Genomic DNA, 23,509 nt, shown 5'->3' with positions numbered 1-23,509 from the left:
TACTGGAAACGGGCGCCGCTTGGGGGCACAAATAACGGCTGACTCGCGTCCAATTCGGCGCGAGGGCTCGCGCGGGGCGGGTCGCGTGGAGGTGGTCAGATGGCAAAGCCGGATGTCGGCCGTGCCGTGGCCAGGGAGGTCGCATCGGCACCGGGGGCGCTGTTGCTGGCGCTGATCGCCGGCCTGCTCTGCGCATGGCCGGCGCAGGCCGGGCAACCGGCCACGCGGGACAGTTCCGAGCGGGTCCAGCTGCAGATCGTCGGCGGGCTGGCCAATGTGACGCAATACACCAAATTCGAAAAGCCGTTCTGGGAACGCGAGATTACGGAGCGTTCCGGCGGCCGCATCACCGCCACCATCCGTCCGCGCGATGCCGGCGGGTTGCGGGCGGAGGAGATGCTCCAGCTGATGCGCCTCGGCGTGGTGCCGTTCGGTACTGCCAGTTCCTCGGTCGTGGCCGGCGACGAGCCGGAGCTGAGCGTCATCGACATGCCCATCCTCAATCCGGACATGGCGACGCTCCGGCGCACGGTGGAACTGCTGCGCGATCACCTGAGGCATTTGCTGCGCAGTCGCTACGACATCGAGCTGCTCGGCATCTATGTCTATCCCGCACAGGTGATCTACTGCACCAAGCCGTTCGCGGGCCTCGCCGACCTTGCCGGGCGCAAGGTGCGCACCTCCTCGGTCGGCCAGTCCGAGCTGATGACCGCGCTTGGGGCGATACCGGTCGTGACGGGCTTTGCCGAAACCGTTCCGGCGCTGCGGACCGGAGTCGTCGAATGCGCCATCACCGGAACACTCAGCGGCTTCGAGATCGGCATCGCCGACGTGGCCTCGCATGTGCATACCATGGCGATTACCTGGGGCGTGTCGTTCTTCGGTGCGAACCGGACCGCGTGGAATGCGCTCGCGCCCGAGTTGCAGGATATCATCCGAGCCGGCGTCGCCGATCTGGAGCAGCGCATATGGCGGCAGGCCGAGGCCGATACCGCACGCGGCCTTGCGTGCAATACGGGGGCAGAATTGTGTGGGGGCATGCCGCAACGGAAGATGAAGCTGGTGCCGAGTTCCGCTGCCGACGAGGAGCGTCGCCAGCGCCTGCTGTCGAGCGCCGTGCTGCCGCGCTGGATCGAGCGCTGCGGCGACGTCTGCGCGGGTATCTGGAATGCCTATCTCGCCCCGTCCTACGGTATCCGGGCCAAGACGGAATGAGCCTCGTTCATGCCAGTCGATGATCGTCGATGATCCGACACCGTATCCAGCTTGCTGTCGTCGCCGGCACCGCAGCCATCGTGATGGTCGTCGTCGCTGGCACCGCGATCCTGCTCGACCGTGCCGAACGCGCGGCGATGCGCGTGGCGGAACAGGCGCTGGAGCGTGCCGGTCAGGCGGTCGAGATAGCTCTCAGCCGGCAGCTCCTGCAGGTTCACGGGGCGCTTGCCAGCCTGCCGACGCTGTTCGCGGCGGCGAATGCCTCGCCGCGCTCGCCGGAGATCGCTACCGAAATTCTGCGCGGTCTCAACTTCCAGACGCTCGCCTATCGCGATCTGCTGCTTGTCGGGTCCGAGGGCAACATTCTTGCGTCGGCACGGTCGAGAAGCCAGCAGCGCCCGCTTCCCTTCGACACGACCGGCTTGCGGCAGGCGCCGACCACACTGATCGGTCCGGTGCGCAATCCCGTCACCGGCGACTGGTCGTTCTATGTGGCGCGGCCGGTTCCAGACTGGGATGGCGTCACGCCGGTAGCCGAAGTGTCGCTTCCCACGCTCATGAAGCTGTTGGCGGAAGCCGGCATCGATCCCGCCGTCCGGATCTCCCTGGAGCGACCCGACGGGCAGCTCATCGCCGCCTTGCCGCATGACGAGACACGCACCGGCCGGATCGACCCGGCCGGGCTTGCCACCCGCACTCCGGACGGCAAAGCCTTCATCGTACCGTCGAGCGAGGACGCCGGACCGGACCTCGCCGTCGTCCGTGCCTCGCTCTATGGCGATATGCGCGTGATCCTCACGGACAGTGTCGATGCCGCGCTTGCCAACTGGCAGCGGGATCGCGACCGCATCGTCGCCGCGACCGGCATCGGCATACTGCTGATCGTCGCCTTTTCCGGCGCGCTGCTGGTGGCACTGCACCAGAGGGAGAAGGCTGAGGCCCAGCGCATGCGGTCGGCGACCGTGCTCCGCAACGCGATCGAGGCCATGTCGGACGGCTTCGTGATGTGGGACGAACAGGATCGTCTGGTGACCTGCAACCAGCAGTTCCGCAATCTCTACGCGCCGACGGCGCCCTTGATGAAGGAAGGCGCGCGGTTCGAGGATATCGTCCGGCAGGGCACGGAGGCCGGACTCTATCCCGAGGTTACGCCGGACCTCGATTCCTTCGTGGCGGCGATGGTCGCCTTTCACCGCCAGGGCGAGGGGTCGGCCGAACGCCAGCTGGCGGACGGCCGCTGGATCCTCGTCCGTGAACGCCCGACGAGCGATGGCGGCATCGTCGGTATCCGCACGGACATCACTCCGCTCAAGGTGGCACAGGCGGAACTGGCGGAGGCGAATCGCCGCGCGAACGAGGCGACGGCGGAGGCGCAGCGCCAAAATGCCGCCCTTGTCGAGCGCGAGAGCCGCATCCGCTATCTCGCCCATCACGACCATCTGACGCGTTTGCCCAATCGCGTGCTGCTGCGCGAGCGCATCGAGGCGGCGTTGCGCGCCGCCGGCGAGGAGGGCGCGCGCGTCGCGCTGCTCTATCTCGATCTCGATCGTTTCAAGGACGTCAACGACACGCTCGGCCATCCGATCGGCGACGCGCTGCTGCGAATGGCGGCTGAGCGGCTGAGCGGCTGTGTGGCCGATATCGAGCAGATCGCTCGCCTTGGCGGCGACGAATTCGCGGTCATCTGCGTCGCGCCGCGGCAGCCCCAGGAGGCCGAGCATCTGGGCGCCCGCATCATCCGTACGCTCAGCGCGCCCTATCAGATCCTCGGGCACACCATCACCTCCAGCGTGAGCATCGGCATCGCGCTGGCCGAGGGTCCCGACTGCGACGCCGATGTGCTGCTCAAGCAGGCCGATCTTGCGCTCTACCACGCCAAGGCGCAGGGTCGGGGCGTCTCCTGTCTCTTCGCCCCGGAGATGGACGCCCGGCTGCGGGCGCGGCTGGAGATGCAGGCCGACCTCAGGGCCGCGCTGGGGCGCGGGGAGTTCGAGCTGGCCTACCAGCCGATCTACGAACTGGCCTCGAAGCGGCTTTGCGGCTTCGAGGCGCTGTTGCGCTGGCGGCATCCGCGCCGGGGCATCGTGCTGCCGGCTGAATTCGTGTCGCTGGCCGAGGAAATGCGGCTGATCATCGGCATCGGCGCCTGGGTGCTCGATCGCGCCTGCAAGGACATCGCCAAGATGCCGGGCGAACTGCATGTTGCGGTCAACCTGTCACCGGTCCAGCTCGCCTTCGGCAATATCGTGGAGACGGTGCAGGCCGCCCTCGATGCGGCCTCGCTCGACGCACGGCGGCTGGAACTGGAAATCACCGAGACCGCGCTGTTGCACAGCGAGCCGCGCAACATGGAGGTGCTGCGGCGCCTGAAGGATCTCGGCGTGGCGATCGTGCTGGACGATTTCGGCACCGGCTATTCGAGCCTCAGCCATCTGCGCTTCTTTCCACTCAGCAAGATCAAGATCGACCGTTCCTTCGTGCGCGACATGACGGCGCGGGCCGACAGCGTCGCTATCGTCACGGCCATCGCCGCGCTGGCCAAGCGGCTCGGCATGCGCACCACGGCGGAAGGCATCGAAACGGCGGAGCAGTGGGAGATCGCCCGACGGGTCGGCTGCACGGAAGCGCAGGGCTATTTCCCCGGAAGGGCGCAAACGCTCGAACTGGCGCGGGAGATCGCCGAGACCCGGCGCCGCCCGGCCAGCCTTGCCTAGACCACGCCCTCACTGCGGAGTCGCGCACGCTCCTCCGCCGGCAGACCGAGCACGCTCTCCAGCACCTCGTCGGTATGCTGGCCCAGCGTCGGCGGGGCCAGCGGGGCGCCGAGCTGGGACTCCGAGAGACGCAGCGGGCTGCGCACGCCCGGCACCGCGCCGCCCAGCGCATGCGGCAGGGTAAGCGCCAGCCCGCGCGCCAGCGCCTGCGGTTCGGCGAAGGCCTGTTCGATATCGTTGATAGGCCCCGCTGGAATGCCCGCCGCGTCCAGCATGGCGAGCCATTCCCGTGTCGTCTGCTTCTTGAGCGCCTGCGCGACGACGGGCAGCAGCGCCTCTCGATGGGTGACGCGATCCCTGTTGGTGAGGAAGCGCGGATCAGCGGGGATCTCCGGCAGGTCGGCCAGCCGGCAGAAGCGGGCGAACTGCGCATCGTTGCCGACGGCGAGGATGAGGTGGCCGTCCGCTGTCTCGAAGGCCTGATAGGGCACGATGTTGGGATGGGCGTTGCCGAGCCGGCGCGGCGCCTTGCCGCCCACCAGATAGTTCAGCGCCTGGTTGGCGAGACTCGCCATGGCGACATCGAACAGCGCGAGGTCGATATGCTGGCCGCGCCCGGTACGGTGGCGCTGTTCAAGCGCGGCGAGGATGGCGATGGAGGCGTTGAGGCCGGTCAGCACGTCGACCAGCGCGACGCCGATCTTCTGCGGCTCGGCCTCGGGGCTGCCGGTCACCGACATCAGGCCGGACATGCCCTGGATCATGAAGTCGTAGCCGGCGCGCTCGGCCTCCGGCCCGTCTTGACCGAAGCCGGTGATAGAGCAGTAGACGAGACGCGGATTGAGCTCGGCGAGACTCGCATAGTCCAGCCCGTAGCGCTTGAGCCCGCCGACCTTGAAGTTCTCCACCAGCACGTCGCTGCACGCGGCCAGTTCGCGGATCAGCGCCTGTCCCTCGGGTCGCGCCATGTCGATGGTCACCGAGCGCTTGTTGCGGTTGGCGGTGGCGAAATAGGCGCTCTCGCGCGTCTCATGGCCCTCGCCGTCGGTGAGCCAGGGCGGGCCCCAGCCGCGCGTGTCGTCGCCCGAGCCGGGCTTCTCGACCTTGATGATCTCCGCCCCCAGATCGCCGAGCGTCTGGGTCGCCCAGGGACCGGCCAGCACGCGGGAGAGGTCCAGCACCCGAATGCCCGTCAGGGCCTGCGGGGGGGCCGGATCGTTCGGTTCGTCGGTCATCAAGCGGGTCCATTTCGGGCGGGTGAGGGTTGTCGGGGGGAGACAGAGGGCATTTCCGGCCGGCTTGTAAACCGTCAATTGAACGGGGCTCGTGCGTCACAGGGCAGCCTTGCCCTTCCCCCGGGGCTCCAAATGGCCTAATCGCGCTGCAACATTCTCTCCGGGCACCGCACGCGCATGATCCGTCTCGATTCCATCGGCAAGCAGAACGGCAGGCAGATCGTCTTCATCGAAGCGTCGGCGACGCTTCTGAAAGGCGAGAAGATCGGCCTCGTCGGCCCCAATGGCGCGGGCAAGACCACGCTGTTCCGGCTGATCACCGGCGAAGAGGCGCCGGACGAGGGACAGGTCTCGGTCGATCGCGGCCTCACCATCGGCTATTTCAGCCAGGATGTCGGCGAGATGGCCGGCCAGTCCGTGCTGGCTGCCGTGATGGATGGCGCCGGCCCGGTCAGCACCATCGCCGCCGAGCTACGCGAGCTGGAATCCGCCATGGTCGATCCCGACCGGGCCGACGAGATGGATGCCGTCATCGAGCGCTATGGCGAGGTGCAGGCCCGCTTCGAGGAACTCGACGGCTATTCGCTGGAGGGCCGCGCCGCCGAGGTGCTCGCGGGCCTCGGCTTCTCGCAGGAGATGATCGACGGTGATGTCGGCAAGCTCTCCGGCGGCTGGAAGATGCGCGTCGCGCTCGCCCGCATCCTCTTGATGCGCCCGGACGTGATGTTGCTCGACGAGCCCTCCAACCATCTCGACATCGAGAGCCTGATCTGGCTGGAGGCGTTCCTGAAGAATTTCGACGGCGCGCTGATGATGACCTCGCACGACCGCGCCTTTATGAACCGCATCGTCAACAAGGTGGTGGAGATCGACGCCGGCGCGCTCACCTCCTATTCCGGCGACTACGAATTCTATGCCCAGCAGCGCGCGCTGGCCGACAAGCAGCAGCAGGCGCAGTTCGAGCGCCAGCAGGCCATGCTGGCCAAGGAGATCGCCTTCATCGAGCGCTTCAAGGCGCGCGCCTCGCATGCCGCGCAGGTGCAGAGCCGGGTCAAGAAGCTCGACAAGATCGAGCGAGTCGAGCCGCCGCGCCGGCGCCAGACGGTGGCGTTCGAGTTCCAGCCGGCGCCGCGCTCGGGCGAGGACGTGGTCAGCCTCAAGGGCGTCCACAAGAGCTATGGAGCCCGCCGCATCTATGAGGGGCTCGACTTCCATGTGCGACGGCGCGAGCGCTGGGCGGTGATGGGCGTCAACGGCGCCGGCAAGTCGACGCTGCTCAAGCTGGTGACGGGCTCCACCGAGCCCGACGACGGCAAGGTCGCGCTCGGCGGCAGCGTGAAGATGGCCTATTTCGCCCAGCACGCCATGGAGGTGCTCGACGGCGAGCGCACCGTGTTCGAGGCGCTGGAAGATGCCTTCCCGCAGGCGGCGCAGGGGTCCTTGCGCTCGCTCGCCGGCTGCTTCGGCTTCTCCGGCGACGATGTCGAGAAGAGGTGCCGCGTGCTCTCGGGCGGCGAGAAGGCGCGGCTCGTCATGGCGAAGATGCTCTACGACCCGCCGAACTTCCTGGTGCTGGACGAGCCGACCAACCATCTCGACATCGCCACCAAGGAGATGCTGATCGCCGCGCTGGCGAGCTATGAGGGCACCATGCTGTTCGTCAGCCATGACCGGCATTTCCTGGCCGCGCTGTCGAACCGGGTGCTGGAGCTCACCCCCGACGGCATCCACCAATATGGCGGCGGCTACACCGAATATGTCGCACGCACCGGTCAGGAAGCGCCGGGCCTGCGCAACTGACGCCTCGTGCGAGGCGCGCCGCAACGTGCCTTCGCCCCGCTGCGGACGACCCGCCTGCGGCGTGTGCATGTCGGGTCCGCAACGCTCGCGCGAGGCGGGTGAATACGTTAACGTCCGAACGCAGTACCGCATGGGGCCGGCGTGCGCTGCTTGCTTAGCCTCGTCCGGTCTTGCCTGGCCCTGCTGCCTCAGATGGGATTTCGGATGCGTCGCTCACGTCGTTCTGCTGCCTGGATGCTTGCCCTCGCAACCCTTGCCACCGCAGCCTTCTCACATCCGTCCCTAGCCCAGCAGACCTCCGCGCCGCCGGCGGGCGCGCCCCGTGCCGCCGCGCCGGCTGGCAACGCGCCGCAGTCGACCACGGCAACCTATCAGGACTGGATCGTCCGGTGCGAAACCCGCGCCGAGGGCCCCAAGGTCTGCGAGATCGCCCAGGGCATCCAGGCTCAGGGACAGCAGGGCCTGATCGCGCAGATCGCGCTGGGCCGGGTGACCAGGAACGATCCCTTCCGCCTGGTCGTCCAGCTGCCGGCGGGCATCTGGCTGCCGACCGGCGTAAGCCTTCAGTTCGAAGACAAGACCGCGCCGATCGCCCTGCCGTTCACGCGCTGCCTGCAGGTCTGCATCGCCGATCTGGAGCTGAAGCCGGAACAGGTCAACCTGCTCAAGGCAAGAACGGCGCGGGCGCTCATCGCCTTCGAGGACGGTGCGCGCAACAAGGTTCAGCTGCCGATCTCGTTCAACGGGTTCGCCGCTGCTCTCGACGCCAGCCAGAAGGACTAGCGTCCGGGGGTGCGACATTGCCGGAGGCGTCTGCACTGGTCCGTGCCGCGGCACAAAGATGTGCCGCCTCCGACAGGATCAGGTGAAACGGGAAGATGACTCGGAGGCCAGCAAGGCATCGGAGCGTGGAATGGCGGCATTCAAGATAGATCGGGCGGACGCGCTCATCGTCGTCGATCCGCAGAACGATTTCTGCCCCGGCGGCGCCCTGGGTGTGCCCGGGGGGGACGAGATCCTGCCGGGCATCAACGCGCTGGCCGAGCGCTTCCCGCTCGTCGTGCTGACGCAGGACTGGCATCCGCCCGATCACAGCTCCTTCGCCAGCAACCATCGCGGCGCGATGGTGTACAGCACCGTCGAGATGCCCTACGGGCCGCAGATCCTGTGGCCGGACCACTGCGTGCAGGGCACGAAGGGCGCGCAATTCCACCGCGATGTGCTGGACGGCGCGGCGCGGCGCGCGCATCTGGTGATCCGCAAGGGCACGCACCGCGACATCGATTCCTATTCGGCCTTCTACGAGAACGATCACCGGACGCCGACCGGGCTGACCGGCTATCTCCGGGACAAGGGCGTCAAGAGGTGCGTATTTGCCGGCCTCGCCTATGATTTCTGCGCGGCGTGGTCGGCGCTCGATGCGGTGAAGGTGGGCCTCCAGGCGGTGATCCTGAAGGACTTGTCCCGGGCCATCGCGCTGCCCATCGCCGAGGGCGGCACGACGGAGGATGCGGTGGAGCGCGACTTCCGCGAGGCGGGGGTGCGCGCCATCGGTTCGATCTGAGCCTGGCTCAGTCCACCGTGCTGGCGACCCGCCGGCTCAGCGCCGCCGGCCCGAGCGCCTTCAGTTCGGCGATCGAGGTCAGCCCCATGAGGCCGAGCGTCAGGCTGAGCTCCTCGGTGAGATGGGCGAGGATGCGGGCGACGCCAGCCTCGCCCCGCGCCGCGAGGCCATAGACATAGGCGCGGCCCAGCAGCACGCCGGAGGCGCCGAGCGCCAGCGCCTTCACGATGTCGGCGCCGCGCCGGATCCCGCCGTCGAACAGGATCTCCAGGCTTCCGTCCAGCGCCTCGGCGATGCCGGGCAAGGCGGCGATGGTGGAGCAGGCGCCGTCGAGCTGGCGCCCGCCATGGTTGGAGACCACGATGGCGTCGGCGCCGGCGGCGCGGGCGGCCAGGGCATCCTCCGGCGAGAGAATACCCTTGAGCACCAGCTTGCCGCTCCAGCGCGCGCGCAGATCCTCGACATCGCGCCAGGACAGGCGGGTATCGATGCGGCGCGACAGGTTGCTCGCCTGCTCCAGCGCGCCCTTGCCGAATTCCGGGCGATGCGCCACGGCACCAACTTCCGGCAGGCCGGCGCGCAGCATGTCGAGGCACCAGCCGGGCCGGGTGGCGAGGCGCAGCGCGAGGCCGGGCGTGATGCGGGTGAGCGAGCGGAAGCCGTTGCGCAGGTCGCGCTCGCGCACCGAGGTGATGGCGGTGTCGACGGTGAGGAACAGCGTGTCGACCCCGGCGGCACGGGCCTGCTCCAGCAATTCGTCGCCGATGCCGCGGTCGGACATGACGTAGAGCTGGAACGCCAGCGGACCGCTGGTGGTGGCGCGCAGCGTAGCCAGCGAGGCGATGGAGAAGGTGGACAGACACAGCGGAATGCCGGCGGCATGGGCCGCGCGCGCGGCGGCGATCTCGCCATTGCCGGCATAGAGCCCGAGAAAGCCGACTGGGCCGAGCATAAAGGGCAGCGGATGCGCGGCGCCGAGGAAGCGCGTGGTGAGGTCGCGCTGCGAGACGTCGTTCAGTACGCGCTGCACCAGCGTCCAGCGGGAAAAGTCCGCGCGATTGGCGGCCAACGTCTCCTCGGCGAAGGAACCGCCATCGACATAATCGAAGAAGATGCGCGGCAGCCGGCGGCGGGCGGCGCGGCGGGCGTCCTCGACATTGATGATCATGGAAGACACCTCGTCATCCCCGACGAAGCGCAGCTTCGATCCGGGATCATTCTCCGATTTCGCGCCATCCCGGATCGGCCTCGCTGCCCACCGGGATGGCGGCACCTGTCTAGCCGGAACGCCAAGCCGCGTCAGCCCGGATCGATGCTGTCGAGGAAGCGAGTGACGACATCCGCGCCCTCGACCGGCCCGCTGCCCACCATCACCGCGACGGAAAGCCCGATCAGTGACGAGATTTCCGTGTGCGAGCGCGCGCCGGCGCGCAGGTTCATCACCAGCGTCGGGCAGAGGAACAGCGCGCGTCGGATCACCATGCGCCAGTCCTCGGGCAAAAGGGCGCGCTCCTTCAGCGTGGCCAGCAGCGGGCGCCACACCTCGCGTGCCTTCACCTCGAGGAGCGCCGTGCGCACGGGAGAGAGCGCCCAGTCGGTCTCGACGTCGAGAATTCCCGGCTCCAGCCGCGCCGCCGTGTGGAACCGCTGCGTGGCGAGTTCGGGATCGTACAGCCAGAAGGGATGGGCGAAGACATTGTGGAAGGTCGCCTTCACCTCGGCGAGCAGGCTCGGCACATGGGCGCCGGCAAAGGCGGGATCGAAGAAGGAAAGGCGCGGGCCGTCGCGGCCCTGGGTGAACCAGACATTGGCATTGTGCGCATCGCCATGGGCGACCACGCCGCCGGCATCGGCCAGCCGCGCCGGCCGCAGCCGCGCCTCGGCGCTGTCGAACAGCTCGGCCAGCGTCAGCGCATAGGTGAGGCCATTGACGCGCCAGCGCCGTCCGGCGAGGTCGTCCCAGTCGAGTGTGGCACCGGGAAAGGCGAAGTGCTGGCCGACATAGAAATCCCTGAGCCGTCCACCCGGATAGGTCTGCGTGCCACCGGCAAGCCGGTCCACCAGCCGCTCATGGAACAGCCGGTGGATTGGCTCGGCGCCGGCTTCCTCAGGGGTGATCGGGTGCAGGCTGGCGCGATAGGTGGCGGTGAGGCGCCGCGACAGGTCGCGTTCGGCCTCGACGGAGCTCGCGCGCATGGCCGCGTCGTCCTTGAGGTCGAGCGCGCGCAGCACGTCGGAAAAGCGCGGCACCTCGCGCCGGCGATAGACCAGGATCTGCTCGCCCGGCAGGGTCGAGACATGCACCGGCTGGTCGACCGGCACGCCGGCCTTGCTGAGGATGTCGGCGCGATAATATTCGCCGGTCATGCCCTCTTCGCCTTCCTCCTGATGGAATTTGAAGAAGAAGGCGCCCGAGTCGGTCTCGAAGAAGCCGTTCAGCGAATTGAGGCTGTACTGGTCGAGATTGACGCGGATGTTGACGGGGGCAATGCCGAACAGGTCGTGGAGCAGTTCGCCGAGCGGGGCGATGGCCTCGGCGGGATCGCGCGCGGCAAGCGCCCGGATGCGGGCGGTGCGGCTTGGCGGGTTAGGGCTCGGCGGGGGCTGCGCGTTCATGCCGGCACTCCGCCGGGACGGATGATGGTCTTGAGGCCGTACGCCTCACTGCGCAGCAGCCGGGCATAGGCGTCGGGGACGTCGTCGAGGCCGATCTGCCGGTCGATCATGCAGGCAAGATCGAATGCGAGGGTGGGCAGGCGCGCCACCGCGTCGGGCAGTTCATCGGTGAAGGCATGGCAGCCGATGAGGCTGACCTCGCGTTCCACTAACAGGTTCGGGTCGAGAGCGAGCGTGCCGTGGAAGATGCCGACCAGCGCCACGCGCCCGCCGCCCTCGATTGCCTCGACGAGATGACTGAGCGCGGCGGTGGAGCCGGTCGCCTCGATGGCGGCGATGGGGAGCCCCCCACCCAGCGTGGCGCGAACCTCAACGGGGTCGAGGGCGACAACGCGCGCGCCGGTCACCTCCGCGACGAGCCGGGTGCGGGCGGCGTTGCGGTCGGCGACGAGGAGCGGGCCGTCATGGCTCTTCGCCAGCACCAGCGCAGCAAGCCCGCCGATCGGTCCGCAGCCGAGGACGAGAACCGGCTCGCCTGGCATTGGCGCGAGCCGGCGGATGGCGTGCAGCGCGACCGCCAGCGGCTCGGCCATGGCGGCGACCGCGGGATCAACTTCGGGCGCAACCGGAAGCAGAAGTCGCGCGGGCAGCACGATTTCTTCGGCGAAGCCACCGTCGCAGGCTTCGCCGATGAAGCCGAGCTTTTCGCACAAATGGCGGCGCCCGGCCCGGCAGGCAGCGCACTCACCGCACCAGAAGCGCGAATCCGCCACCACCGTGTCGCCGGGCTGGAACCCGTCAACGCCCTCGCCGATCTCCGTGACGAGGCCGGTCAGTTCATGGCCGGCGATGGACGGCGCGCGGCTGATCCATTGGCCAGTGCGGTAATTATGGATGTCCGAGCCGCAAATGCCGGCGGCGGTCACGGTGAGGCGCACCCAGCCGGGCGCTGGCGCGCCGGGGGCAGGCACATCCTCGACGCGCAGGTCGCCCGCGCCATGCAGCCGGACGGCTTTCATCGCTCAACCCTTGAGCAGCGCGTCGCGGATGTCCGACACCGCGTTCTCGTGGGACGAGAAGCCTTCATAACGGGCGAGGCGGCGGGCGTGGCCGGCGAATTCCGGGTAGGCGGCGCCGGTGACATAGCCGATGGAGGAGCGCTTCAAAAAGTCCGTCACCGAGAGCGGGCCATAGGTGCGTGCCCAGCGGCTGGTCGGCAGCACGGCGTTGGGGCCGAGCACGAAATTGGCGATGGTGACCGGGGTGTGCGGGCCCATCAGCACTTCCGCCGCCTCGGTGATGCGGCCGAGATGCGCGAACGGATCGGTGGAGAGGATCTCCAGATGCTCGGGCGCATAGGCGTTGATGAAGTCGATGCTCTCCTGAACGCTGGAGGTGAGCACGATGCCGCCGCACTTGCCGGTGAGCACGGCCCTGGAGAAGCCGACACGTTGCTCGCTCATCCGCGCCCAGTGCTCCGGCAGCGCCTTCAGCGCGGCCTCCGCCACTTCGCGCGAATGGGTCACGAGATAGGCGGAAGAATCCGGCCCGTGCTCGGCCTCGATCAGCAAATCGAGCGCGGCGACCGCGCCGTTCACCGTGCCGTCGGCGAAGATGATGGCCTCGGACGGGCCGGCCGGCAGGCCGGTGTCGATGACGTCGGACAGCAGCCGCTTGGCGGCGACCAGCCAGGGCGAGCCGGGACCGACGATCTTGATCGCCTTACCGACCGTCTGCGTGCCATGGGCGACCGCGGCCACCGCCTGCGCGCCGCCGCATTTATACACCGTCTCGACCCCGGCGAGGCGCGCCGCCACCAGCGTTGCGGCATCCACCCCGCCATCCTCGGTGGGAGGCGTCACGATGGCGATGCTCGGCACCTTGGCGACGCTGGCCGGCACGGCGGTCATCATGGTGACGGAGGGAAACGCCCCCTTGCCGCGCGGCACATAGAGCGCGACGGACTGGATCGGCGTCCAGCGGTCGCCGGCGAAGGCGCCGGGGCGCACCTCCTTCAGCCACATCGGCTCGGGCGCCTGCTCCTCGTGGAAGGTGCGGATATTGGCGATGCCGAACTCGATCGACGAGATCACCTCGGGCGCGACCTTGGTGAAGGCCTCGTCGAATTCCTGTTCGCTCGCCTTGATGCGGTCGATGGCGAGGTTTGCCTTGTCGAAGTCGCGGGCGAAGCGGACCAGCGCTTCGTCACCCTCCAGCTGCACTGCCTCGATGATCGGGCGCACGCGCTCGATGAAGCCGGAGAGATCGGTCTCCGAGCGCTTCAGCAGCGCCGCGCGCCCTGCCGCGTCGAGGCTCGCGAGCTCATGGAAATTGCAGATGTCCGACATGATCGAAACCTTCGATAGGACCGCGACGACGCGGTAATATGTATAGTCTTAATTCCCGTGCCGTGAGGCCAAAGATTCCGCGCCGCCTGCCCAATTCCCAGGCGCGAGGCCACGGCCGATCAGATCGAAGCGAGGAAGCCGCCATCGACGGGAAAGCACTGGCCGGTGATGTAGGCGGAGGCGTCCGAGGCGAGGAAGATGGCGATGCCGGAGAGGTCGCCGAGCTCGCCGAAGCGGCGTAGCGGGACCTTGGCCAGCATCGAGGCTTGCCAGTTCGCGTCGGCGTAGAACACATCGGTCATGTCGGTGCGGAAATAGCCCGGCGCGATGGCGTTCACCCTTATGCCGAGGCTCGCCCATTCCGCCGCCAGCGCCCGCGTCATGCCTAAGAGGCCGGATTTCGACGAGCCATAGGGTACGGCGGTGGGAATGCCGACCTCGGACGTGAGCGAGCACAGATTGATAATCGTACCCCCTTGGGCGCCGCCGCCGGTGTCCGCCATGAGGCGCGCCGCCGCCTGCGCGCAGAAGAAGGCGCCCTTGAGATTGGTGTCGAGGATGCGGTCCCACAGCGCCTCATCCACCTCCAGCGAGGGCCGGACCTCTTCCGTGCCGGCATTGTTGACGAGGATGTCGAGCCCGCCCAGGGCCTGCGCCGCCTCCTCGATGCCGGCCCGGCAGCGCGCCACATCGGTCACGTCGAGGGCGAGCGGCACGGCGCGCCGGCCGAGCGCGGCGATGTCGTCCACCGTGTGGGCGAGGGAGGACAGGCTGCGCGCCGTCACCGCGACATCGGCGCCGGCGGAAGCCAGCGCGGTGGCGATCTGCCGGCCGATGCCGCGGCTGGCGCCGGTGACGAGCGCCGTGCGGCCGGCGAGGTCGAAGAGCGGATGCGTGGTCATGGCGGCAGCCTGCGGCGCGGGAGCTAGTGCTCCTCGTCGTCCGGAATCTCGTTCTTCAGGAGGTCGAGGATACGGCGCTTCACGGCGATGAAGTCCGGGTCCATCACCATGTCGAGCGTGCGCGGACGCGCGATCGGCACGATGATCTCTTCTTTCAGCCGGCCGGGGCGGGCGGTCATCACATAGATGCGGTCGCCAAGCAGGATCGCCTCGTCGATGTCGTGCGTGACGAACAGCACGGTCTTCTGGTTCTGCTCCCATACCCTGAGCAGCAGCTTCTGCATGGAATTGCGGGTCTGGCTGTCGAGCGCACCGAAGGGCTCGTCCATCAGCAGGATCTTCGGGTCGTTGGCCAGCGCGCGGGCGATGGCGACGCGCTGCATCATGCCGCCGGAGAGCTGCTTGGGATAGGCGTCGTGGAAGGCGGCGAGGCCGGTCTCGTTGAGGTAGCGGTTGACGATGGCCTCGCGCTCGGCGGCGGGCACCTTGCGGCGCTTGAGGCCGAACTCGACATTCTCGCGCACAGTGAGCCAGGGGAACAGTGTGTAGGACTGGAACACCATTCCACGGTCCGGCCCCGGCCCGTCCACTTCCTCCTCGCCGAGCAGGATCTCGCCCGAGGTCGGCTCGGCAAGGCCCGCGACGAGGTAGAGCAGGCTCGACTTGCCGCAGCCCGAAGGGCCGACGATGACGGCGAACTGGTTGTCCGGCACGTCGATCGAGATGTTGTCGATGGCGACGACGCTCTTGCCGCGCGTCGAATATTCCAGCCGCACATCCCTGATGCGCAGGCGCGGTTCGGCCGCAGGAGCGGCTTCGGCGGCGGACGCTGCCGGCGAGGCCTCGCGCTGTAGTTTGACGACGCTCATCGTGCGCTCCCCTATATCAGTTCGCCCACGGCACGAGCCGCAGGCGGATGAGCCGGAACACCGTGTCGGTGAACAGCCCGAGCAGGCCGATGACGGCGATGGCGAGGAAGATGACGTCGACCTGGAAGCCGCGCATCGCTTTCATCGAGATGTAGCCGAGCCCGGAGGAGGCGGCGACCAGCTCGGCGACGACGAGATAGGTCCAGGCCCAGCCCATGGTGATGCGCAGCGTGTCGACGATGCCCGGCAGCGAGGCCGGCGTGAGCACATGCAGCAGCGCGTCGCGGCGCGAGGCGCCAAGCGTATAGGAGGCGTTGAGCAGGTCTTTGGAGACGCCGCGCGAGACGTCGGCGATCATGACGAGCTGCTGGAAGAAGGTGCCGAAGAAGATGACCATGATGCGCTGTTCGATGCCGATGCCGATCCACAGGATGAACAGCGGCACGAAGGAGGTCACCGGCAAATAGCGGATGAAGTTGACCAGCGGCTCCAGCCCCGCCTGCACCACGCGGAACGTGCCCATCAGGAGGCCGAGCGGCACGGCGAGCACGGAGGAGATGAGGAAGCCGATCACCACCACCTGCAGGCTGGCCCAAATGTGCTGGGCGAGCGTGCCGTCCTCGAACAGGCGGAAGAACGCCTTTATCACCGCCGTCGGCGAGGGCAGGAAGATGTCCTGCATGAATCCGCCATAGGTCGCGAGCGACCACACGCCGATGACGGCGACCCAGGTCAGCGTCGAGACGACGTAACGCAGGGCGGCCGGAACCTCGGTCTTCGGGGTGAGGCAGAGATCGATGACGGAACGCTTGCGGGCCATGGCGGTCTCACTGCTAAGTGTCTGCCCCCTCTTTTTCCTCTCCCCGTCGGGGAGAGGTGGCCCGCGAAGCGGGTCGGTGAGGGGGAACACCATCGGGGGTAGCGTGAAGACCCCTCACCCCAGCCCTCTCCCCCTGGGGGAGAGGGAGAGAAGACCCGCCGGGGCAGCCAATCGGCAACGATGGGTCAGACTCAGAGGCGAAGGGCGGGGCGCCCGGCGTACCGGGCGCCCCGAGAGATCACTGGGTGAAGCTGGGGTCGATCACGTCGGCATAGGTGATCGGCTTCTTGATCTTGCCGAGGTCGGTCCAGATCTCGTTACCGAGGGTGATGACCTCGGTCACCTTGCCGGGCTTGTCCGGGGTGCCGAGATATTCGATGGTCGCGGCCTTGTCGTAGAACTTCACGCCCGAGGCGGCGTCGGCGAAGTCCTTCGGGTTCTCAAGATAGCCGCCGACGCCCTTGGCCATGATGGCGTAGGCCTTTTCGGGATTGGCCTTGATGTAGTCGACCGCCTTCTGCAGGCCGGCGACGAAGCCCTTCACGTCCTGCGGGCGATCCTTCAGCACGCTGCAGGAGATTTCCAGCACGTCGACGATGACGCCGGGCGTGGCGGCGCTGTCGGTGAGCACCTTGCCGACATTCTTGGTCTTCACCAGCGTCAGGTTCGGCTCCCAGGTCACGGCGGCCGGCACCTGCCCGGCGATGAAGGCGGCGGCGGCGGCGTCGGCGCTCATGTTGAGCACCTCGACGTCCTTGAGCGGCAGGCCTTCCTTCTTCATCAGGTAGGAGAACCAGAACTGCGAGGTCGAGCCTTCGTTCAGCGCGACGGTCTTGCCCTTCAGGTCCTTCAGCGAGTTGATGTCCTTGAGCGAGACCATGCCGTCGCCGCCATGGCTCTCGTCGAACAGCGCCACCGCCTTGAAGCAGAAATTGTCGGAGCGGTACTTCAGGATCTCGTCCAGCGTGGTCGCGGTGCCGTCGAGCTTGCCGGCGGCCTGCGCGGCCATGGCGAGCGCGGAATCGTCGACCACCTGGAACTCGACGTCGACGCCGTTCTCCTTGAAGAAGCCGAGCTCCTTGGCGAGGTAGAGCGGGCCGTAGCCGACCCAGATGGTGTGGCCGAGGGAAATCTTGCCCGCGAAGGCCGGCTGGGCGGCGGCGGTCGCGAGCACGGCTCCGGCAAGGGCGCCGGCGAGGTACCGGCGGAAGGACGTCGTCAGCATGGTTCACTCCTCATGGAAGCCGGCACCCCCGACCTCCGGCGCCTGGGGCCGGAAGCCGCGAAATGCGTGGTGAAACGTCGGTCGGCCGGTCTCTAAAGTGTCTATCATTAGCACCGCGAAACCGACCTGATGGCAGATAGTTAGCTCCTCATGCCGAGCATGCCGTCCAGCGCGAGAGGCTGTGCGAACGCTAAGCCGAAACCAACATTCAGGCACGCCCATGTTTTGGGCGGATGTCGCTCGTTCTTGTGCCACCGCTACGGATTTCCACGTAACCGGCCGAGTTGTCCCGCCACGCGGATTCCTCAGGCCCGGCACGATCTTGCGTAACCTCGCGCCGAACGGGGCGCCGGCGCGCTGCGGGTGCGGATGCACGCAAAGCGAGCGACGCCGCGCCCGCGCCTCAGCTCTCGTCCGGTCCGGTGAGGGCGTGGTAGCGACGGCTGAAATAGATCAGCCCCTCGCGCGCGCCCTCGGTGGCAAGGCCGACCACTTCGCAGAACAGCACGTCATGCGTGCCGACCTCGACGGTGCGCACGATGCGGCAGTCGAAGGCGGCGGCCGCACCGGCGAGGATGGGCGCGCCGGTCGCCGACGGCTTCCACTCGCCGGCACCGAAGCGTTCGGCAACGGGCGTGCCGCCGCCGAACAGCTTCGAGAGCGCTTCGTGCTCGGGCGCCAGCGTGTTGACGCAGAGCACGCCGTTGGCATGGAAGGCGGCGCTGGCGGAGGAGCCCTTGTTGAGGCAGACCAGCAGCGTCGGCGGCGTGTCGGTGACGGAGCACACCGCCGAGGCGGTGAAGCCGTGGCGCCCGCCCGGTCCGTCGGTGGTAATGATGTTTACTGCCGCGCCGAGCCGGGCCATGGCGTCCCGATATTCGTGCTTGGTGACCACCGGCGCGGGATCCTCGGCTTGAGGTGCCGGGATGAGCCCGGGTGCCGCCTGCTGCATGCACTGTCCCATCTGCGTCTCCCTTGAAACGCCCGGCGCCGGGCCGGTTCATCTGGTGGGCGGGGCGGACGGGGGCGGGCAGGCCGCCCCGCTCCGGCTCAGAATTCGCGCAGATTGTCGCGCAGCAGCTGGTGCTTGTATTCGCTGCGCACGAGGCCGCGCTGCTGCAGCTCCGGCACCAGGCCGTCGCAGATCTCGGCGATGTAGCGGCGCGAGACGCGCAGCACCGGCGTGGTGATGAGGAAGCCGTCGCCGCCGATCTCGGCCATCGCCTCGCCCATCTTCTCGGCGACTTGCGCTGGGGTGCCGATCAGCTCCATGGAGGAGACGAGGCCGCCGCCGCCAGCCGCCGCCAACTGGCGCAGCGTCTTGCCCGAACCCCATTGCTGGAACTTGTCGAGCGTGCCGGATTCGCCATTGGTGACGAGCTTCTCCGGCAGCGGCTTGTCGAGATCGTAGATCGAGAAGTCGATCTCGGTGATGGCGGAGATGGAGATCAGCACGTCGGTGACGAAATTGTCCGACATGGTGACGTTCTCGTAGCGGGCGCGGGCTTCGGCCTCGGTCTCGCCCAGGCTCGGGCAGATGCAGAAGAACACCTTGATGTCGTCGGGGTTGCGGCCGAGCTTCTCGGCGCGGGCGCGGATGTCGGCGCGAAACGCCTTCATGCCCTCGACGCCATTGGCCACCGAGACGATGGCGTCGGCGTGCTGGGCAGCGAAGTCGCGCCCGCGCGGCGAGGCGCCGGCCTGCAGGTAGACCGGGCGGCGCTGCGGCGAAGGCACAGTGTTGAGCGGCCCGCGCACCTGATAATAGGTGCCCTTGTGGTCGATGGTGTGGACCTTGGAGCCGTCGGCATAAATGCCGTTCTTGCGGTCGAGCACCACCGCGTCCGGCTCCCACGAATCGAACAGCTTGCCGACCACCTCCATATATTCCTCGGCCATGGCGTAGCGGTCCTCGCGGGGGGGCAGCTTGTCCATGCCGAAATTCTTCGCCATCAGGTCTTCGGCCGAGGTGACGACGTTCCAGCCGAAGCGGCCCTTGGTCAGGCTGTCGATGGTGGAGGACAGCCGCGCCAGCATGAAGGGCGGGTAGGCCATGGTCGACATGGTGGCGACCACGCCGAGATGCTTGGTCGCCATGCCCATGGCGACCGCCAGCGGGGCGGGATCGGCCTTCGGCACCATCATGGCATGCTTGAGCGAGAGGTCGCGCGAGGCGCCATAGGTCTCCGGCACCATGAGCTTGTCCTCGATCATGATGAGATCGAAGCAGGCGCGCTCCATGGCCTGCGCCATCTCGATGTAGAACTGGCCGTCCCACGGATTGCCGCCCTGGCCGAAGGGCTCGCGCCATTCATCGGGGGTGAAGTTCATGAACCAGGCGAGGTGGAAGCGCTTGTCGGCCATTGCGGTCAGTCCTTCACGAGCGCCCTGACGGGTGAGGGGCCGTCGGGCAGGGAATGCAGGGTGGAATCGGCGGAGACGAGGGTGAGGCGGAGCTTTTCGCGCTCGGTCTCGAAGCGGCGGGACTCGCGCACGATCCGGCACTTGGCCTCGAAGTCGGAGGCGATGGTGGCCCCGAAGCGCTCGGGCGCCTGCGGGTCGTTGCGCGGGCGGTCGACGGCGATGACGCGGGTACCGAGCAGGAACGCCTCGGAGAGATCGTGCGTGACCATGACGATGGTCATCGCGTTCTCCTCCCACAATTCGCGCACCAGCTGGTGCATCGACTTGCGGGTGCCGGGGTCGAGCGCGCCGAACGGCTCGTCGAGCAGCAGCACCTTCGGCTTCATGATCAGCGCCTGCGCCAGCGCGAGGCGCTGCTGCATGCCGCCGGAGAGCTGGGCGGGATATTTGTGCACGGAATCGGCGAGGCCGACGCGGTCCAGCAGGCCCATGGCGCGGGCTTCCAGCTCCCGCCGGCGGGCGCCGAAGAAGCGGCCGAGAATCGGCGCGCCGGCCCATTGCGGCCCGAGCATCACATTGCCCAGCACGGTCTTGTGCGGGAACACCGAATAGCGCTGGAACACCACGCCGCGATCGGCGGTGGGCTCCTCCGCGATCGGCTCGTCGTCGATCAGGATTCGTCCGCGGGTCGGCGTCTCCTGCGAGAGCAGCAGGCGCAGCAACGTGGTCTTGCCGACGCCCGACGGGCCGATGATGACGAGGAATTCGTGGTCGGCGAGCGCGAGATTGACCCGCTCCAGCACCACGCGGTCCTCATATTCCTTCCAGACGTTCTCGATTGAAATGGTGGTCATTCAGGCCGCCTTGATCCGGTCCCAGGGATAGGCGGCGGCGGTGAGGCGGCGCAGGCCGTAATCCATGAGGAAGGCCAGCAGCGTGATCCAGGCGACGTAGGGCAGGATCACGTCCATGGCGAGATAGCGCCGCACCAGGAAGATGCGGTAGCCGAGGCCGCCCTCGGCGGTGATCGCCTCCGCCGCGATGACGAACAGCCATGCCGCCCCGAGCGAGAGGCGCACGGAATCGATGAGGCGCGGCATCACCTGCGGCAGCACCACGCCGGATATCATCTGCCAGGTGTTGGCGCCGAGCGTCTGCGCCTTGATGATCTGCTCGTTCGGCAGCGAGGCGACGCGCAGCATCACGTCGCGGATGATGAAGGGGGCGATGCCGAACACGATCAACACGATCTTCGAGACTTCGCCGAGGCCGAACAGGATGAACAGGATCGGTAGCACGGCCAGCGGGGGGATCAGCGAGAAGGCGGCGAAGAACGGCTCAAAGGTGGCGCGCAGATAGGGGATGAAGCCGACCACGATGCCGAGCACCAGCCCGAGCAGCGCCGAGATGCCGAGGCCGAGGAACAGCCGCTGCAGGCTGAGCCAGGTGTCCCACCAGAACAGATACTGCTTGGTGGCGATATCGACCGTGGTGGCGAGCCGCACCAGCGTCGCCCAGAAGGTGGCGAAGGCGGGCATCAGCTTGTCGGTGGGCTCGACCGCGAGCCGGGCATTGGAGGCGATGAGATAGATCGCCAGCACCGCGACGAAGGGCAGCGCCGCGAGGATGATCCGTGCACCGGAGCGGGGCGCGTAGTTGATGATGCGGCGCATGCGCGGGCCTTCCGTTTGGCGCTCGTCATCCGGGAGCCGGTGCCCGTCCCCCACGATGACCGTCATCCTGAGGTGCCCGGCCTGCGGCCGGGCCTCGAAGGATGCTCGTCAGTTGCGCTCAAATCCCATCCTTCGAGGCTCGCTCCGCTCGCACCTCAGGATGACGGCGCTTTGTGGAGCGATCTCGGGTTCTTGCGACGGACGCGCCGGCTACAGCGAGCCGGTGCGTTCCGCGTCACAGCTTCCCGTCGGCGGCCTGTTTGGTGAAGCCGGCATTGATGCGGAACTTGATGTTGGCCTTGTCGCCCAGCACGGTTCCGTCGGCGACCTCGATGCCGATGGTGTCGACGCTGGTCGCACCCTGGCCGAACAGGCCCTGCTCGAAGCAGAAGGTGCGGATGCTGTTCCAGATCTTCTCGTTTTCGGGCGAGGTCAGGAAGGCATAGGCTTCGCCCGGCGTGTAGAAGAAGTGGGTGGTGTCGAGCTGCGACTGCAGGCCGCCGGCATCCGTGCCCATGGCGCTGGTCATCACCGCGCGCATCTCCTCGGCCTTCGCCCCGCCCTGCTTGAGGATCGCAAGCGCCTCATACCAGGCGCCGACGACGGCCTTGGCGAAGTCCGGATTGTCCTTCAGCACGTCGGTCTTGCCGATGAACACGTCCATGATCTCACCCGGAATCCCCGAGCTGTCGAACAGCTTGGTGGTACCCGCGACCTTCATCATGTCCTCGGTCAGCGGCTTCCACGACACGGCGTGCTTCATGTCGGGCTGCGAGACGAAGGCGGCGGAGACCTCGCTGTCGGAGATGTTCACCGTCTTGACCGAGGCCGGATCGACCCCGTCCTTCTGCAACGCGCGGTTCAAGAGATAGTGCGAGACGGAATATTGCAGCAGGTAGACGTCCTGCCCCGCAAAGTCCTTCACGCTCTTTGCCGTCTTCGACAGGACGATGTCGTTGCCGTTCGAATAGTCGGTGATGAGGAAGACCGAGGTGTCGACGCCACCCGCGGCCGGCATGGTCAGTCCGTCCATGGAAGCCACGCCGACCGCGTCGATCTCGCCGGCGATGAATTGATTGACCGAGCCGACATAGTCGTTGGCCTGAATGATCTCGACATCGATGCCGTACTTGTCCGCCCATTTCTTCATGATGCCGGACTGTTTCAGATAGGCGAACGGCATAAAGCCGATATAGACGGTGTAAGCGACCTTGAAACTCTTCTTGGGAGCAGCTTGCGCCGAGCCGGGCGCGCCGGCGAGGGCGACGGCTGTCAGGCCGGCGAAAAGGGCGGCTGCCCTGAGGACGCGCTTCATAGACGGGGCTCCTGGTCGCGGGGCGGGTGGGTCGCTTGACGTACTGGACCAGGCTATTAAACGGGTACTTAATATCGGCTGCAAGCCCAACAAATGGGCACGGCTAGCACATAGGCAAGGCAAAAAATTCCGTACTTTTACGGAGGAAATCACGATGACCGCCATTGCGGCCGAACGGCCCGCGCGCAAGCGCCTGCAACCGGCCGAGCGCCGGACGATGATCCTCGACGAGGCGCTGCGGCTGTTCGCCGAGCGGCATTATTCCATCGTCACCGTGCGCGACATCGCCCAGTCCTGCGACATCAATGTCGGGCTGCTCTACCACTATTTCGACAACAAGGACGACCTGGTCCGCCGGGCGCTGGGCTATGCGATCGAGCAACTCGGCGCCAGCTATGAGGCGCGCCGAGCCGCCGGGCTCGACCCGCTGGCGGAGATCCTCGCCTGGCTCGACACCCATATCGAGCTGGCCCGGACGCTGGAGCAGATGGTGAAGCTGATGTCGGACTACGCCAACTCCAACATCCGCGACGAGGAGATCGACGGCTTGATCGCCGGCTTCTACGACGGCGAGAAGAAGCTGTTGGAAGGCGCGCTGCGGCGCGGCATCGAGGCCGGCCGATTCGGTCCGGTCGATGTCTCGCGCACCGCCCGGCGCATCGGCCTGATGCTCGACGGCATCTTCTACGCTTCCGCCAGCCGCCGCGACCAGCGCATCGCGGACGACATCCGCGACCTCGCCGATCTGGTGCGCGTCATGCTCGGCGTCGCGGAGGGCGCGACGCAAAAAGCCGTAAACGCACGGATATAGCTCACCGATTGGTGATTAGATGATGTCCGTCATGATAG

Annotated in this window: 20 protein-coding genes; 6 read left to right on the top strand and 14 right to left on the bottom strand. The window is 67.4% G+C overall.

Going from position 1 to position 23,509, the window contains the following annotated elements; genetic code table 11:
* Positions 1-99: 99 nt before the first annotated feature.
* A complete protein-coding gene (locus tag ACO2RV_RS16415) occupies positions 100-1,215 on the top strand; it encodes a TRAP transporter substrate-binding protein (RefSeq protein ID WP_423294903.1) in 1,116 nt (371 codons plus the stop codon).
* A gap of 29 nt (positions 1,216-1,244) precedes the next feature.
* Entirely contained in the window at positions 1,245-3,929 is a 2,685-nt protein-coding gene (locus ACO2RV_RS16410; protein ID WP_423294901.1) for a bifunctional diguanylate cyclase/phosphodiesterase, read from the top strand.
* Here the strand turns inward: ACO2RV_RS16410 and ACO2RV_RS16405 are convergent.
* Positions 3,926-5,164 carry a CaiB/BaiF CoA transferase family protein gene (locus ACO2RV_RS16405; protein WP_423294899.1) on the bottom strand — a complete coding sequence of 413 codons (1,239 nt, stop codon included), beginning with the start codon at positions 5,162-5,164 and terminating at the stop codon, positions 3,926-3,928. The two genes, ACO2RV_RS16410 and ACO2RV_RS16405, sit on opposite strands and share 4 nt — an antisense overlap.
* Positions 5,165-5,341: 177 nt before the next feature.
* Between ACO2RV_RS16405 and ACO2RV_RS16400 the strand changes: the two genes are divergently transcribed.
* From ACO2RV_RS16400 to pncA, 3 genes are all read left to right on the top strand, one after another.
* Positions 5,342-6,964 (top strand): ABC-F family ATP-binding cassette domain-containing protein, encoded by a 1,623-nt coding sequence (locus ACO2RV_RS16400; protein WP_423294897.1) that lies wholly within the window; start codon positions 5,342-5,344, stop codon positions 6,962-6,964.
* Positions 6,965-7,198: 234 nt separating this feature from the next.
* Entirely contained in the window at positions 7,199-7,747 is a 549-nt protein-coding gene (locus ACO2RV_RS16395) for an invasion associated locus B family protein (RefSeq protein ID WP_423294895.1), read from the top strand.
* Positions 7,748-7,877: 130 nt separating this feature from the next.
* Complete coding sequence (gene pncA / locus ACO2RV_RS16390) at positions 7,878-8,528, top strand: bifunctional nicotinamidase/pyrazinamidase (RefSeq protein WP_423294893.1); 651 nt, start codon at positions 7,878-7,880, stop codon at positions 8,526-8,528.
* Between the two features lie 7 nt (positions 8,529-8,535).
* Here the strand turns inward: pncA and ACO2RV_RS16385 are convergent, their stop codons facing one another.
* From ACO2RV_RS16385 to ACO2RV_RS16325, 13 genes are all read right to left on the bottom strand, one after another.
* A complete protein-coding gene (locus ACO2RV_RS16385) occupies positions 8,536-9,696 on the bottom strand; it encodes an alpha-hydroxy acid oxidase (protein ID WP_423294928.1) in 1,161 nt (386 codons plus the stop codon).
* A 131-nt stretch (positions 9,697-9,827) separates the two neighbouring features.
* A complete protein-coding gene (locus tag ACO2RV_RS16380) occupies positions 9,828-11,144 on the bottom strand; it encodes a phosphotransferase (RefSeq protein ID WP_423294891.1) in 1,317 nt (438 codons plus the stop codon).
* Complete coding sequence (locus ACO2RV_RS16375; RefSeq protein ID WP_423294889.1) at positions 11,141-12,163, bottom strand: zinc-dependent alcohol dehydrogenase; 1,023 nt, start codon at positions 12,161-12,163, stop codon at positions 11,141-11,143. Before ACO2RV_RS16375 ends, ACO2RV_RS16380 begins: the two co-directional genes overlap by 4 nt.
* A gap of 3 nt (positions 12,164-12,166) precedes the next feature.
* On the bottom strand, positions 12,167-13,492 hold the full coding sequence (hisD, locus tag ACO2RV_RS16370) for a histidinol dehydrogenase (RefSeq protein WP_423294887.1): 1,326 nt from the start codon (positions 13,490-13,492) through the stop codon (positions 12,167-12,169).
* Between the two features lie 119 nt (positions 13,493-13,611).
* Positions 13,612-14,394: an SDR family NAD(P)-dependent oxidoreductase gene (locus ACO2RV_RS16365; RefSeq protein WP_423294885.1), complete on the bottom strand. Its 783-nt coding sequence runs from the start codon at positions 14,392-14,394 to the stop codon at positions 13,612-13,614.
* A 23-nt stretch (positions 14,395-14,417) separates the two neighbouring features.
* A complete protein-coding gene (locus ACO2RV_RS16360; RefSeq protein WP_423294883.1) occupies positions 14,418-15,263 on the bottom strand; it encodes an ABC transporter ATP-binding protein in 846 nt (281 codons plus the stop codon).
* Between the two features lie 16 nt (positions 15,264-15,279).
* Positions 15,280-16,083: an ABC transporter permease gene (locus tag ACO2RV_RS16355; RefSeq protein WP_423294881.1), complete on the bottom strand. Its 804-nt coding sequence runs from the start codon at positions 16,081-16,083 to the stop codon at positions 15,280-15,282.
* 238 nt (positions 16,084-16,321) lie between these two features.
* A complete protein-coding gene (locus ACO2RV_RS16350; protein WP_423294879.1) occupies positions 16,322-17,308 on the bottom strand; it encodes an ABC transporter substrate-binding protein in 987 nt (328 codons plus the stop codon).
* A gap of 403 nt (positions 17,309-17,711) precedes the next feature.
* Complete coding sequence (locus tag ACO2RV_RS16345) at positions 17,712-18,260, bottom strand: flavin reductase (protein ID WP_423294926.1); 549 nt, start codon at positions 18,258-18,260, stop codon at positions 17,712-17,714.
* Positions 18,261-18,358: 98 nt separating this feature from the next.
* Positions 18,359-19,672, bottom strand: a complete 1,314-nt coding sequence (locus ACO2RV_RS16340) for an NtaA/DmoA family FMN-dependent monooxygenase (protein WP_423294877.1) — start codon at positions 19,670-19,672, stop codon at positions 18,359-18,361.
* Between the two features lie 5 nt (positions 19,673-19,677).
* Entirely contained in the window at positions 19,678-20,526 is an 849-nt protein-coding gene (locus ACO2RV_RS16335) for an ABC transporter ATP-binding protein (RefSeq protein ID WP_423294875.1), read from the bottom strand.
* Positions 20,527-21,345, bottom strand: coding sequence for an ABC transporter permease (locus ACO2RV_RS16330; RefSeq protein WP_423294873.1), 819 nt, complete (start codon positions 21,343-21,345; stop codon positions 20,527-20,529).
* 235 nt (positions 21,346-21,580) lie between these two features.
* Positions 21,581-22,660, bottom strand: a complete 1,080-nt coding sequence (locus ACO2RV_RS16325) for a putative urea ABC transporter substrate-binding protein (protein ID WP_423294871.1) — start codon at positions 22,658-22,660, stop codon at positions 21,581-21,583.
* Between the two features lie 154 nt (positions 22,661-22,814).
* Between ACO2RV_RS16325 and ACO2RV_RS16320 the strand changes: the two genes are divergently transcribed.
* The gene (locus tag ACO2RV_RS16320; protein ID WP_423294869.1) at positions 22,815-23,471 is read left to right on the top strand and encodes a TetR/AcrR family transcriptional regulator; all 657 of its coding nucleotides are present in this window, start codon (positions 22,815-22,817) and stop codon (positions 23,469-23,471) included.
* Positions 23,472-23,509: the final 38 nt, after the last annotated feature.

The organism is Ancylobacter sp. VNQ12, from assembly GCF_049445835.1.
Taxonomy (GTDB): domain Bacteria; phylum Pseudomonadota; class Alphaproteobacteria; order Rhizobiales; family Xanthobacteraceae; genus Ancylobacter.
Note: the sequence above shows the minus strand (reverse complement) of the source record. Positions and strands in the feature narration are given on the sequence as shown.